We start from the raw sequence: 13,660 nt of genomic DNA on the forward strand, positions 1-13,660 counted from the left end.
AATTCATAAATTCGCAAAATATCATGCAAGTTTTCCACACCGAGAGTAAAATCATCATTACCTGTAATAAAAGGCTGTCATCATACCTGCAACAGGAAGTAGAAGCATTAGGCTTTACGCCAGTCCGTGTTTTTCAAACCGGGGTTGAGCTTAAAGGTACCGTTACCGATACTATTGCACTTAACCTTAACCTGCGCTGTGCAAGCCAGGTGCTTTATTTAATAAAAAGTTTTAATGCCGATGATCCCAATCAGCTTTATGATGAACTTGTTACCATTGAATGGGAAAAACTGATCGACTTCTCGGGGTATTTTTCCGTATCGTCAAATGTTAATAATGAACATATCCTTACGCCTTTGTTTGCCAACGTAAAGGTAAAGGATGCCATTGCCGACAGGATAAAATCAGTAAAAGGCATCAGACCAAACTCAGGCGCCGAAGCCAATAAAACACTGATACACCTATACTGGCAGGATAATGAGGCCGATATTTTTATTGATACATCGGGCGAAACACTGGCCAAACACAGCTACCGCAAAATACCAGGCAAAGCTCCTATGCTGGAGGCGTTGGCCACATCAACCATCATGGCAACCCATTGGGACAGGCAAAGCACTTTTATTAACCCCATGTGCGGTTCAGGTACGCTGGCTATTGAGGCAGCCCTGCTGGCAACTGATAAATGCCCTGGTTTATTCAGAATGAATTATGGCTTTATGCATATTTTAGGCTATGATGAAACCGTATTTTTTGCCGAACGCCGTAAGTTAAAGGACAAAGCAAAAAAAGAAACAGGCTTTAAAATTATAGCTACCGATATATCTGAAGACGCGGTTGACATTGCTCAAAAAAATGCAAAAACCGCTGGGGTAGAACATTTGATCGACTTTAGCGTTTGTGATTTTGAAGATACCGAAGTGCCCGAGGATGCAGGCGTGGTAATGTTTAACCCCGAGTATGGCGAACGATTAGGCGTACACTCCAAACTGGAAGCTACCTACAAACGCATGGGCGATTTCATGAAAAAGAAATGCCTGGGATACCGTGGCTATATTTTTACCGGCAACCCCGACCTGGCCAAAAAAATAGGCCTGCGTCCGGCTCGGAAAATTGAATTTTACAATGGCAAGCTGGATTGCCGTTTATTGGAATATGAGCTGTACGAAGGCAGCAAAAGAGAACCAAAAGAAGTATAAATGAAGAAGATCGTATTATTTACTATAGCTGTTTTATCATCTGTTTACTGTAGCGCACAAACCGAACTGGCTTTCCCCTTTCAGGGCGGCGGTACGGTAATGACACGTTTTTTTAGGGATAGCCTAAAGGTTTCGCCCGAGATCATTAAAAAGAAAGCTACCGGCACCGCGGTATTTAAGTTTACTGCTGATGAAAAGGGAACTATTAAAAAAATAATCGTTTACTATGCCGATGATTATCTTTTAACCTTACCAATTATTGAAGCGCTTAAAAAATCAAATCATAAATGGGTTATTCCTGATCATGAAAAATTCCATGATTTTATTATCCCCTTTTCCATCAATTTTAATCCGCCGGCTATGGCAAGTAACGCTACTATTAAAGACGCTTATAAATTTTACAGTCAGCGTAAACCCATTATATCCTACAACCAGGTGCCCTTAGAGTATGCTACTTTATTGCCAACGATTGTGGTAAGCTATGATGTGCCGGAGTAAGGTTGTACCTTATTTTCTTATTATTTTGTTGTCCTGAAAGGGGTGAAGAATCCGTTGATCGATATGCATATTAACGAATAGATTCTTCGTTCCCTGGTGCCACTTATTCCCCAAATTATTCCCCAAATAAAAAAATATTTTAATTTAAACTAAAAATCAGCAATCCTTTTAGTGGTTAATCTCGTTAATAATACATTATCAATACACTAAATGCATGAACGAGAAGCTGAATTATAAAATAAAAGCAATTGCAGCTAACATCAGAAACACAAGGGAGCGCCTGAATTATACCCAGGAATACCTTGCTGCAAAATTGAGTATATCACAAAATGCTTATAGCAAAATTGAACTGGGCTATACTAAAATAACCGTTGAAAGGCTTTTTCAAATAGCTGCCATATTAGAGGCAGATGTTCACGAGCTGATTGATACGGAAAGAGTAGCAGCCGCTTAATTAGCTCAAAGCTTTTAATGCGTTATACGACGAAAGATCATTTCCTTCGCTTTGAGCTTTCTGCTTTAAGCTTTTCGCTCAATTTCGCTTAAATTTGCGGCAGATGGAACATGATAACCTTATTAAAGCAACCGTACAATTTGTACGCGATACACTTAAAAACGCCGAAGGTGGGCACGACTGGTGGCACATTAACCGGGTTTGGACCAATGCCAAACTGATAGCCCAAACCGAACAAGCCCACTTGCTTACTGTTGAACTGGCAGCCTTACTGCATGATATTGCTGACAGTAAATTTCATAACGGCGACGAAGAGATTGGCCCCTTTACTGCCGGTCAATATTTGCGCAGCATGAGTGTTGATGCCGCTATTGTTGAGCATGTGCAACAAATTATAAGGCACATGTCGTTCAAATCAAGTTTTGACAAACCCGCGTTTCACTCCCCCGAACTGGCCATAGTACAGGATGCCGACCGTCTGGATGCCATTGGCGCCATAGGTATTGCCCGCGCATTCACTTATGGGGGATTTAAAGGTCGGGAGTTATACAATCCTGAAATTCAGCCCAACCTGAATATGAGCAAGGAGGAATATAAAAACACATCGGCCCCCACCATTAATCATTTTTACGAAAAGCTTTTGCTACTAAAAGACAAAATGAACACCCAAACGGGAAAAGAGCTGGCCCAACAACGGCATGATTTCATGACAGCTTATTTACGACAGTTTTATGCGGAATGCGGATTGTAAACTGAATAAAGTTTGCTTTCTTTGCGCAAAAATTGGGCTTATGAAAAAAACCTTACTACTTATTGCTCTCCTGCTGAATATTGCAGGTATGGTGCGGGCGCAGGATACCTTGAAACAACAGCGTTTTAACTTTCATTTTCAACAAACCGTTATTACTCAATATAAACCATCCTTTGGTGCTGATTATACCGGCGCAAACAGTTTGCTTACAGGTTCAGAAACACAAAGTTCTATAACTACTACACTTTTTGGCGGGGCCAGGTTATGGAAGGGGGCCGAAGCCTATTTTAATCCGGAGCTGTCTGGCGGATCGGGCTTAAGTAAAACTCTTGGTGCAGCCGGCTTTCCTAATGGAGAAACCTTTCGCGTTGGTGGCGCTGAGCCTAAAATTTATATCGCACGACTATATTTTACACAGAATTTTGAATGGGGTAAGGAAAAGGACACCATTCAGGACGATGCCAATCAACTGGGCGGACTAAAAAGCAAACGCTATTTCTCTGTTACCGTGGGTAAATTTGGCATGGCCGATTTTTATGATGGCAATGAGTTTAGCCACGATCCGCGTACACAATTCATGAACTGGTCATTAATGGATAATGGCGCATGGGATTACCCGGCCAATACCCGTGGCTATGTAATGGGCGTCCATACCGAATTAGGACAACCTAACTGGACGCTGCGTTTTGCCTTCACCATGTCTACCACTACAGCCAATGGCGCTATATGGGATGCCAAAGTAGGCAAGGCTAATACCCAAACCTTGGAGTACGAAAGGCGATACACCCTTAACGGGAATAAAGGAACAGTAAGGGTTTTAGTATTCAGGAACAATGGTAAAATGGGTGATTATCGCCAGGCATTGGCTGCAAGTCCGGTAAACCCGGTAGTTGATACCAATCTGGTATACGGCAAACATAAATATGGATTCGGCATCAGTGCAGATCAGTATCTGAGCAAAGATTTTGGTGTATTTGCCAAACTAAGCTATAATAACGGGCATACCGAAACCTGGTACTTTACCGAGATTGACCGCTCGCTGAGTTTTGGGGGCGTACTTAAAGGCAGTTCATGGAAACGAGCCGATGACGAACTGGGCCTTGCATTTGTGGCAAATGGCCTGTCCAATCCGCATAAAGATTACCTTGCCGCCGGTGGCTATGGCTTCATTATAGGCGATGGCAAACTGAATTACGCCCCCGAACTGATTGCCGAACTGGATTATAAAATAAACGCTTTTCAAAAGAAATTCTGGCTTACACCCGGCTACCAGTTTATCCTAAACCCCGCCTACAACAAAGACCGCGGACCGGTAAATGTTTTCTCGATAAGGGCGCATGTGGAGTTTTAATGGGATGGTATAAAATAAAAAAAGTAAGGATTCGTGCGATTCCTTCCCCCGCAGTCGCTCGGCTCCAGCCGAGTGAAGATTATCTCACAGGCCTCCGGCCTGTGATTACAGACGCACTTGATTTACAATTGCGGCCAGAGGCCGGGTAATAGTAGTCACTCGGCTGGAGCCGAGCGACGGCATGGAGGTATTCGCTAATTAAGAGTCATCAGCTAATTGATATGCTCCGTAGGAGCTACCCATTTGTAGACGAAAAAAATCCATTATTTTTTGCCCCGTAGGTGGCTACCCTATAAAACATTTGGTAGCTGGCATCAACAACATTAAATTTGATTATGCCTAATACCTATACTCAACTATACATCCATTGTGTCTTCGCTGTAAAATACCGGATGGCGATTATTCAATCTGAATGGGAAGATCATCTACATCGATATATTACCGGCATTGTGCAACGTAACGGCCATAAATTATTGGCCATAAATTCAGCCACAGATCATTTGCATCTTTTTATCGGTCTTAATCCCCAACAATCAATATCTGAAATGATGCGACTTGTAAAAGGTGATAGTTCTGAGTTTATAAACAAGGCAGGATATACGAAACGGAAATTTCAATGGCAGGAAGGGTATGGTGCTTTTAGTAACAGCAATTCGCAAATTGATGCTGTTGTTAAATATATTAATAACCAGAAGCAGCACCACCTTAAAAAATCTTTTAAAGAAGAATACCTTGATATATTAAAAGATTATTCAATCAAGTACGATGAAAAGTATATTTTCCAGGATTTAATGGATTAATTACTCTTGTATAAGGGTAGCTCCTACGGAGCAAAAATAAAATGAATTATTTGCTACAAAGGGGTAGCCTCTACGAGGCATATCATCCTCAGTATAATATTTCAACTGTCTTTAAATCATCCATATATCCCCACAGAAGAATTACCGCCTTGAGATAACGTTTCAACTGCCTTTAAATCATTTACATATCCATAGAGAACAGAATTACTGCCTCATAGAGGCTACCCATTTGTAGACAAACCAACCAAAGATTCTTTTGCTCAGTAGGGCTATCCTCATAAGTGGTTCCCGTTTGCAAAGAAATCTCGCATAGAACAAAGAAAGCTATTCTTGTTATCCTTCACGATGCCTCGTAGAGGCTACCCATTTGTAGACAAACCAACCAAAGATTCTTTTGCTCCATAGGAGCTACCCTGTCATCATGCTTCTCCACTACCCAAATATCGCCAGCGCCCCAAAATAAATCAGCATGCATGCCGAGCTAAGGAAATTCATCCTCATGGCGTTTTTATAGTTAGCATTTTCGGTTGATTTGCCCACTTGGTAAAACCAGTAGTTAAAAAACAAAAATATGGGCAGCGCGCAAAGCAGAAAAAAGTAAAAATTCAGCATTGTACCCGCCAAATGCCAGTAATACCAGGACAAGGCTATTCCCATGGCAAATAAGATCCCTGAAAAAATAAAAGAACCTTTATAGCCCAGCAACAGGCTCAGCGTCCTATCGCCCCGGCGGCTATCCTCAGCATGTTGATAAACCTGGGTAAGCGGGTACGATGCCCCTATTAAACAGGAACATATAGCTCCGGCTACCACAAAACCCGTATCCCAATGCCTTATCAAACTTAAACCGGCCAGGGCCGAATAGGTTGTATAATAAATGAATGCCCCCTGAAAAAAGAAAACTACTAAAAAACTAATAATTGGATACTTCTTTAGGCGTGTAGCCGGGTGACTATATAGTTTGGACATAATGCCATACAATAATACCGCGAATGCAAATTCCCAGTTGATCAAGAATCCCAATAAAAAAGCTACAGCTTCCAGCAGTATCGAAAAATAATAAAGACTGATATCCACTTCGGGAGGTTTAGCTAAAAGGGCAATGCTCTCTTCATCGCGGTCAAAATAACTGTTATAGCCATTACTTGCCGGGAAGGCCAGCAAATGCCAGATAAAAAATATCAGTATAGCCTGAGCCGGGTGAACAACATCGGCCTGACTAAAGGCAAATAAATATACCGGGAGCAAAAAAACAGAAAAAACAAAACGCAGGTGCGCCCATGCCGATGGGGTGGGTATTAGCTGTTTAAATTTCATTCAAAGCAGTTTGTTTTTTTTAAAAGAAGTAAACATTATTAAACTTTTAAGGGCAACCTTTTGTAGTTATAACAACGTGATAATATTAAACATAGTTGCTTCGTCTTCGTCTAATATAAAAATTTGTATTGTATAAAATGTTATGTTTGAAATGACGTTCGTATTCATGATGAAAAAGATTTATATCACCGTAATTTTAATTCTTTTAGTAACCAGCAACTTTGCACAGGTAAAAACCACGGTTACCCAATCAACAATTTCGTTTAAAATTAAAAACCTGGGTATTAATACCAGCGGAAGCTTTAACGGTTTACAGGCCGATATACAATTTAAACCCCAGGATCTGACTGGCAGTATTATTGAAGCATCGGTTGATGCGGGCTCTATTAATACCGACAATGATATGCGCGATAGCCACCTGAAAGGTGCGGATTACTTTGATGTAGCCACCTACCCAAAAATCAAGTTGAAATCGGTATCATTTAAACATAAAAACGGAGGCAACTATACCGGCAACTTTAACGTAACTATAAAAGATAAAACAAAGTTGGTTGAAGTACCTTTTACTTATACTGAAACAGGCAATACCGCTGTATTTAATGGTAGCTTTAAGGTAAACAGATCTGATTTTGGCATTGGTGGCAAAAACATGATCTTATCGGACGAAGCCACAATTACAGTGAATACCGAGATCAGTAAGTAACAGGGTTTATAAAATTTAAATGGATAGTTGCATAAGTGCTATTGGGATAGCAAATCCCGACAACCGTATTGCGCAAAATGACATTTACCATTTTATGGTGAACGCGTTTGGGTTGGATACAAGTAATGCTTCGCGGCTTAAAAGTATTTATGATCATTCGGGTATTGATTACCGCTACTCGGTGATCCCTGATTTTGGCATCAGTGATCCTTCACAATACACTTTTTTTGAACAAACTGCCAATCTTGAACCTTTTCCCGGCACGCAAAAACGGTTAAAGTTTTACGAAAAGGAAGCCATAGCTATTGCCATTAATGCCGTACACAACTGCCTGATTGGCTTTGAAGATGGTATTTTACAGCAGGTAACCCACCTGATAACCGTTAGCTGTACCGGGATGCATGCCCCGGGTATTGATATTGAACTGGTTGAAAAACTACAACTTAACCGCGATACTGAGCGTACCTGTATTAATTTTATGGGATGTTACGGTGCTATAAACGCCCTAAAAGTGGCCGACTATATTTGCCGTGCCGAGCCAAGTGCAAAAGTACTTGTAGTAAGTGTTGAACTTTGCACGCTGCATTTTCAAAAAGATAATACTCTTGATAACTGGGTGGCCAACTCGTTGTTTAGTGATGGCGCGGCTGCGGTACTGGTCGAAAACACCGCTAATCGTTTGGGTAAGGGAACATACCTGTCATTAAAAAACTTTTATACAGAGTTTGTAACCGAGGCCCGTGATGATATGGGCTGGTATGTGGGCAACACCGGTTTCGAAATGAAACTCACCTCGCGGGTTTCCAAGCAGATCAAAAAACATATCAAGGCATTGATGGGTCGTTTTTTACAAAAAGTTAAGGTTGATGCCGGGCAGATCACCGCTTATGCTGTACACCCCGGTGGCCGTAAAATACTGGAAGCTGTTGAGGAAGCATTGGAACTGCCCGAAGAAAGCAACGCCTTTGCCTATCAAACGCTACAGGAGTATGGCAATATGTCGTCGGCTACTATATTGTTTGTGTTGCAAAAAATGCTGGCAGCACAAAACCTCAATGGTCAAAAAATAATGAGTTTTGCCTTTGGGCCGGGTTTAACAGTTGAGGGCATGATACTGGAAATGCATTAACCCATGAGCGATGTAATTGTAGTTGGCGGCGGTTTGGCAGGTTTATTCAATGCTATTTTGCTTAACCGGGCCGGTTTGCAGGTTACAGTCGTCGAAAAAAAAAGCTACCCCATGCACCGTGTATGCGGGGAGTATATATCTAACGAGGTAATTCCCTTTCTCAGTAAACTGGATATTGACCTGGAACCGCTGAATGTTGCACGCATCAATCGGCTGGAGGTCACCGCGGCATCAGGCACCAAACTTTCGCAAAAGCTTGATCTGGGGGGCTTTGGTTTAAGTCGTTTTACTTTTGATAACTTCCTTTACCACAAAGCCCTTGCCGAAGGGGTGAATGTAATGACCGATACCCGTGTAGAGGACATTCGTTTTATCAGCAATCATTTCGAAGTGGTTACCCCTGGCGATGTATTAACTGCTCCATTGGCGATCGGTTCCTTTGGCAAACGCTCCAATCTGGATCAAAAATTAAAACGACCATTCTTTTATAAACGCAGTCCGTACCTGGCCGTAAAGTTTCATGTCAGGATGGATTTCCCCGATGATCTGATACAACTCAACAATTATAAAGATGGCTATTGTGGCGTAAGCAAAACCGATGGCGACCGCTACTGCATGTGCTATATGGCCCACCGCGATGACCTGCGCAAGTATGGCAATCTGCCCGATCTGGAAGAGAACGTGATCCGTAAGAACCCATATCTCGATGACATTTTCCGTAATGCTGAATTTTTACTGGATAAGCCAGAGGTGATCAACGAGATTTCCTTTGAAAAAAAGGCACCGGTTGAAAACCATATCCTGATGAGCGGCGATACCGCCGGTATGATAGCCCCACTTTGTGGCAACGGCATGACCATGGCCATCCATTCCGCCAAAATACTGTCCGAAAAGATCATCAGCCATTACCAGCGTGGTAAATTTACCGACAGTACCCGTGCAGCCCTTGAAGTCGATTACACCCAAAGCTGGAACAGCCAGTTTGCCCGGCGCCTGTGGGTGGGCCGCCAGTTGCAGCGTTTATTCGGCAATAACAATACTACCGCGCTTACCTTAAATATTTTAAATGGCCTGCCCGCCGTATCCCGTTTTTTGATCAGTAAAACACACGGCAAACCTTTTGCATGAGTCTAACGTATCTATTGCATGGCTGATTTAAAAATGCGTGTCTTCGACGCTGAAATAATGGACGATTTTGACCTACCTAACAGTGAGATCGCACCCGTTTTGATAGGGTTAGGCAAGGTTAACGCATGGTTTGGCGGGCATAACAGCTTAATAAAAGCCTTAAAAGACTTCCCCGTGCGTACAAGTTACTCCATAAGCGATTGGGGCTGCGGCGGTGGCGACACCTTAATTGCCATTAACAAGTGGGCTGCTAAAAATAACCTAAAGCTAAAATTAACAGGGGTAGATGCAGCACCGGCGGCCATCAGTTTTGCACGTGAAGCATCAGCCGGGCTTAATAACATTGACTATTTACAAGCCGATGTTATTGATGATGTAGACCGCATCAGGCCATGTGACATCATCATCAGCAGTTTATTTACCCATCATTTTGACGATGAACGCTGGATAAAGCTCATCAAAAACATGCAGGCATCGGCACGTAAAGGCATCATCATTACTGATCTGCACCGGCATTGGTTATTGTATTATGGCGTTATGGCCATAACCCATATGCTCACCCGCAACAAAATGGTGCGTAATGATGGCCCGCTTTCTGTAAAACGAGCCTTCAAAAAAGGGGAATTAGTGGCTTTATTAAAAAATGCAGAAATTGATAACTATAATTTAACATGGCATTGGCCATTCCGCTGGCAGTTAATTGTCTACAAATCGTAACTTTACGGATATGAATTTGCGTGTACTGGTTTTAATAACCGCCCTGGGCGTGGCTATAACGCTATCAGCTGTTAACTTTTATTTTCAACATAAGTGGTATGATGTAATGGTGACCTTTGTAGCCACACTGGTTACCAGCTATGTAGTTTTTTATTACCTCATTGAAAAATACATTTACTCCCGTATAAAACTTATTTATAAGCTTATTCACAATTTAAAGCTGGGCCGCGATCTGCGCGATGCACTGGGCGAGCATGTAAGCGCCAACCCCATTAATGATGTGGAAGAGGAAGTGAAGGAATGGGCCAAACAAAAGAAAATAGAAATTGACGAGTTGCGCAAACAGGAAAAATTCCGCCGCGACTTTCTGTCAAACATATCGCATGAGTTTAAAACCCCGCTTTTTGCTATACAGGGTTATATTGAAGCCCTGCAGGATGATGATTTTGACGACCGCGAAATGGCCCGTCAATTTTTGGATAAGGCATCAAAAAATGTAGATCGCTTAAGCTATCTGATCAAGGATCTTGACGAGATCTCTAAACTTGAATCGGGCGAAATACCTATCAATTACAGCAAATTCAAGATCAATGATCTTATTAAAGAGGTTTTTGAATCATTGGAGATAAAAGGCAAGCAATACCATATTAAATTAATATTTAAACAAAAATACGATGAAGGCATCCTGGTATATGCCGACCGTGAAAAAATAAGGCAGGTACTGGTTAACCTGATTGATAATTCCTTTAAGTATGGCAAAGAAGAAGGCAGCACCTCCGTAAGCCTTTTTGTATTGCATGACCAGGTTTTAGTTGAAGTGACCGATGATGGCATTGGTATTGAAGAAAAGTTCCTTCCGCGTCTGTTTGAGCGCTTTTACCGCACAGACACCAGCAGATCAAGGCAAATTGGCGGCTCGGGGTTGGGGCTGGCCATTGTAAAACATATTATTGAAGCCCACCAGCAAACTATTAATGTGCGCAGCACCGAAGGGCTTGGTTCAACATTTGGATTTACCTTGCAAATTGTTAAACAAACCTTACCCTTTCCCCACATACCAGCGCTAAAAAGTTAACATTAAATTAACATAAGCAACCGTACCTTTATCCCAATTTAAAGCATTATGTCACTTAACAGTATATTCCAATATTTTGTACCCAAGGACAAAAAGATATTTTTTCCTTTATTTGAGCAAGCGGCAAGCAATGTAGTTACCATGGCTACGGTATTGGTTGAGGCTGTTAACTCCAATAACCCCGCCACCCAGGAGGAACTGTACAAACAGATTGATAAATTAGAAAATAAGGGCGATGAGTTAACCCACCAGATATACCTGGAACTGGGCAAAAACTTTATTACACCTTTTGATCGCGAAGACATACATGCATTAGCTACAGCGATTGATGATGTGGCCGATTATATTCATGGGGCTGCTAACCGCATGAGCCTTTACAAAATTGACGACTTTAACGAGCATATCCGTAAACTGTCTGACCTGATATTGCAAGCCAGTATTGACCTGGAAAAAGCGGTTAAGGAACTAAAGGACCTTAGGAACGTACGTAATATTGCCGATTCATGCATCAGGATAAACAGCGTGGAAAACCAGGCCGATTATGTTTTTGACCGCGCTGTGGCCGATCTGTTCCTGTACGAAAAGGATGCTATCCGCCTAATAAAATATAAAGAAATACTTGCTGCCCTTGAAACCGCTACTGATATGTGCGAAGATGCAGCAAATGTTATGGAATCAATTTTAGTTAAAAACGCTTAAGCATACCTAATCATCATTAAATGGTTACTTCCCTACTTGTTGTTGTTATTGCCCTTGCACTTATTTTTGATTACACCAACGGCTTTCATGATGCAGCCAACTCCATTGCCACTATAGTATCAACCAAAGTGCTAACACCTTTTCAAGCGGTGTTATGGGCAGCGGTCTTTAACTTTATTGCTTATTTCTTTATAAAGGAACACTCTGTGGCTCAAACTGTATCAAAAATAGTTTTAGAGCATTATGTAACTATTCACGTTATACTGGCTGGTTTAATAGCAGCCATATCCTGGAACCTGATCACCTGGTGGTTCGGGATTCCTTCCAGTTCATCCCATACGCTTATTGGTGGTTTTGCTGGCGCTGGTATGACCAATGCACTTTATATGCATGCCAATCCGCTAAACGCTATTGAAATGCATTACGTTTTAACCATTGTAGCCTATATCGTATTAGCGCCGTTTATTGGTTTGCTCATAGCTTACCTGGTTACTATTGCCATACTGCACATTTGTAAAAGGGCAAAGCCTGCCGTTGCTGAGCGCTGGTTTAAAAGGTTGCAATTAGTTTCTGCGGCTGCATTGAGTTATGCGCATGGTGGTAACGATGCGCAAAAGGTAATGGGTATATTATATGTAACCCTGGTTACATCAAACGTAATTAAAAGCGGTGCGCCAATGCCTGAGTGGATCCCACTGGCCTGTTATTCGGCTATTGCTGCCGGAACCATGTCGGGTGGATGGAAGATCGTGAAGACCATGGGATCAAAAATCACCAAGGTTACACCACTTGAAGGTGTAAGTGCCGAAACCGCAGGTGCCATAACCCTGTTCATTACCGAAAGATTTGGTATTCCGGTATCAACCACACATACTATTACAGGTTCAATTATAGGTGTAGGCTTAACCAAGCGGGTTTCGGCCGTGCGCTGGGGGGTAACTATTAACCTGGTTTGGGCCTGGATCATTACTATCCCTATATCGGCCCTTATTGCTGGTGGCGTATTCGCTCTATTAAAGGTGATAGGGTAATTTTTTGTGGCAGTAACTTTTTAATAATTTTAACCGCTTATGAGATCAAAAATTTTAATAATAACCTCTTTGTTAGTGTTTATAACATTAACCAGTTGTGATACACTGAACCAGGCAGCACAGGCAGCTGTACAACAACAGGGAACCCCATCAACATTAGAGATAGGCAATGGCCTTAAACAAGCCCTTGAAATTGGCACTGGCAAAAGCTCTGACCAACTATCGGCATTGAATGGTTTTTTTGGTAACGCGGCTATTAAAATCCTCTTCCCTCCTGAGGCTCAAAAAGCTGAAAAAACATTGCGCGGACTTGGCCTGAACAGTTTATGCGATAACGTGATATTATCACTTAACCGTGCTGCCGAAGATGCGGCCAAGCAAGCGAAACCCATTTTTGTTGATGCCATTAAGCAAATGACACTGCAGGATGTCACCAACATTTTATTAGGTAACCAGGATGCGGCAACTCAATACTTTAAGCGCACTACCACCTCACAATTATCTATTAAATTTAAACCGGTGATACAGGGCAGCCTGAATAAAGTAAACGCTACAAAATACTACACAGATGCAGCCACTGCATATAACAAGGTACCTTTCGTATCCAAACTTAATCCCGATATCAGCGATTATGTAACTCAAAAAGCCATTGATGGTTTATTTGTAGAGATAGCGAAAGAAGAACTGAACATCCGCTCAAATTTGGGCGCACGTACCACACCATTACTGCAAAAAGTGTTCTCTTTTGCTGATAAGAAGAAAAAATCCTGATAAGGAACCACAGCACAAACAAAAAAGCGCGATGGTGATC

At 41.9% G+C, this 13,660-nt stretch carries 15 protein-coding genes; 14 read left to right on the forward strand and 1 reads right to left on the reverse strand.

Annotated features, from left to right (window positions below):
* Positions 1 to 23 precede the first annotated feature (23 nt).
* The 6 genes from AC1DRQ_RS20210 to tnpA all read left to right on the forward strand — a co-directional run bounded on the left by AC1DRQ_RS20210 (position 24) and on the right by tnpA (position 5,050).
* Positions 24 to 1,196, forward strand: coding sequence for a THUMP domain-containing class I SAM-dependent RNA methyltransferase (locus tag AC1DRQ_RS20210; RefSeq protein ID WP_429398775.1), 1,173 nt, complete (start codon positions 24 to 26; stop codon positions 1,194 to 1,196).
* On the forward strand, positions 1,197 to 1,694 hold the full coding sequence (locus AC1DRQ_RS20215) for a hypothetical protein (RefSeq protein WP_477426562.1): 498 nt from the start codon (positions 1,197 to 1,199) through the stop codon (positions 1,692 to 1,694). It abuts the gene before it with no gap.
* Between the two features lie 214 nt (positions 1,695 to 1,908).
* Positions 1,909 to 2,148 carry a helix-turn-helix domain-containing protein gene (locus AC1DRQ_RS20220; RefSeq protein WP_477426563.1) on the forward strand — a complete coding sequence of 80 codons (240 nt, stop codon included), beginning with the start codon at positions 1,909 to 1,911 and terminating at the stop codon, positions 2,146 to 2,148.
* A gap of 103 nt (positions 2,149 to 2,251) precedes the next feature.
* A complete protein-coding gene (locus tag AC1DRQ_RS20225; RefSeq protein ID WP_477426564.1) occupies positions 2,252 to 2,899 on the forward strand; it encodes an HD domain-containing protein in 648 nt (215 codons plus the stop codon).
* Positions 2,900 to 2,939: 40 nt separating this feature from the next.
* Positions 2,940 to 4,250: a carbohydrate porin gene (locus tag AC1DRQ_RS20230; protein WP_477426565.1), complete on the forward strand. Its 1,311-nt coding sequence runs from the start codon at positions 2,940 to 2,942 to the stop codon at positions 4,248 to 4,250.
* 335 nt (positions 4,251 to 4,585) lie between these two features.
* Positions 4,586 to 5,050: an IS200/IS605 family transposase gene (gene tnpA / locus AC1DRQ_RS20235; protein WP_477426566.1), complete on the forward strand. Its 465-nt coding sequence runs from the start codon at positions 4,586 to 4,588 to the stop codon at positions 5,048 to 5,050.
* A gap of 432 nt (positions 5,051 to 5,482) precedes the next feature.
* Here tnpA and AC1DRQ_RS20240 read toward each other — a convergent pair whose 3' ends face one another.
* A complete protein-coding gene (locus AC1DRQ_RS20240) occupies positions 5,483 to 6,367 on the reverse strand; it encodes a UbiA family prenyltransferase (RefSeq protein WP_477426567.1) in 885 nt (294 codons plus the stop codon).
* Between the two features lie 166 nt (positions 6,368 to 6,533).
* Here AC1DRQ_RS20240 and AC1DRQ_RS20245 point away from each other — a divergent pair, with 166 nt between their 5' ends.
* From AC1DRQ_RS20245 to AC1DRQ_RS20280, 8 genes are read left to right on the forward strand one after another with little or no spacing between them, the layout of a single operon-like run.
* A complete protein-coding gene (locus AC1DRQ_RS20245) occupies positions 6,534 to 7,070 on the forward strand; it encodes a YceI family protein (protein WP_477426568.1) in 537 nt (178 codons plus the stop codon).
* 19 nt (positions 7,071 to 7,089) lie between these two features.
* The gene (locus AC1DRQ_RS20250; RefSeq protein WP_477426569.1) at positions 7,090 to 8,199 is read left to right on the forward strand and encodes a type III polyketide synthase; all 1,110 of its coding nucleotides are present in this window, start codon (positions 7,090 to 7,092) and stop codon (positions 8,197 to 8,199) included.
* A 3-nt stretch (positions 8,200 to 8,202) separates the two neighbouring features.
* Entirely contained in the window at positions 8,203 to 9,327 is a 1,125-nt protein-coding gene (locus AC1DRQ_RS20255; protein ID WP_477426570.1) for an NAD(P)/FAD-dependent oxidoreductase, read from the forward strand.
* Between the two features lie 18 nt (positions 9,328 to 9,345).
* The gene (locus AC1DRQ_RS20260) at positions 9,346 to 10,044 is read left to right on the forward strand and encodes a methyltransferase domain-containing protein (protein WP_477426571.1); all 699 of its coding nucleotides are present in this window, start codon (positions 9,346 to 9,348) and stop codon (positions 10,042 to 10,044) included.
* 10 nt (positions 10,045 to 10,054) lie between these two features.
* A complete protein-coding gene (locus AC1DRQ_RS20265; protein ID WP_429398796.1) occupies positions 10,055 to 11,119 on the forward strand; it encodes a sensor histidine kinase in 1,065 nt (354 codons plus the stop codon).
* Between the two features lie 48 nt (positions 11,120 to 11,167).
* Positions 11,168 to 11,818, forward strand: coding sequence for a DUF47 domain-containing protein (locus AC1DRQ_RS20270; RefSeq protein WP_076371689.1), 651 nt, complete (start codon positions 11,168 to 11,170; stop codon positions 11,816 to 11,818).
* A gap of 20 nt (positions 11,819 to 11,838) precedes the next feature.
* Complete coding sequence (locus AC1DRQ_RS20275; protein WP_477426572.1) at positions 11,839 to 12,849, forward strand: inorganic phosphate transporter; 1,011 nt, start codon at positions 11,839 to 11,841, stop codon at positions 12,847 to 12,849.
* Between the two features lie 39 nt (positions 12,850 to 12,888).
* On the forward strand, positions 12,889 to 13,620 hold the full coding sequence (locus tag AC1DRQ_RS20280; RefSeq protein WP_477426573.1) for a DUF4197 domain-containing protein: 732 nt from the start codon (positions 12,889 to 12,891) through the stop codon (positions 13,618 to 13,620).
* The last annotated feature ends 40 nt before the right edge of the window (positions 13,621 to 13,660 follow it).

The organism is Mucilaginibacter sp. P4_E8, assembly GCF_056401495.1.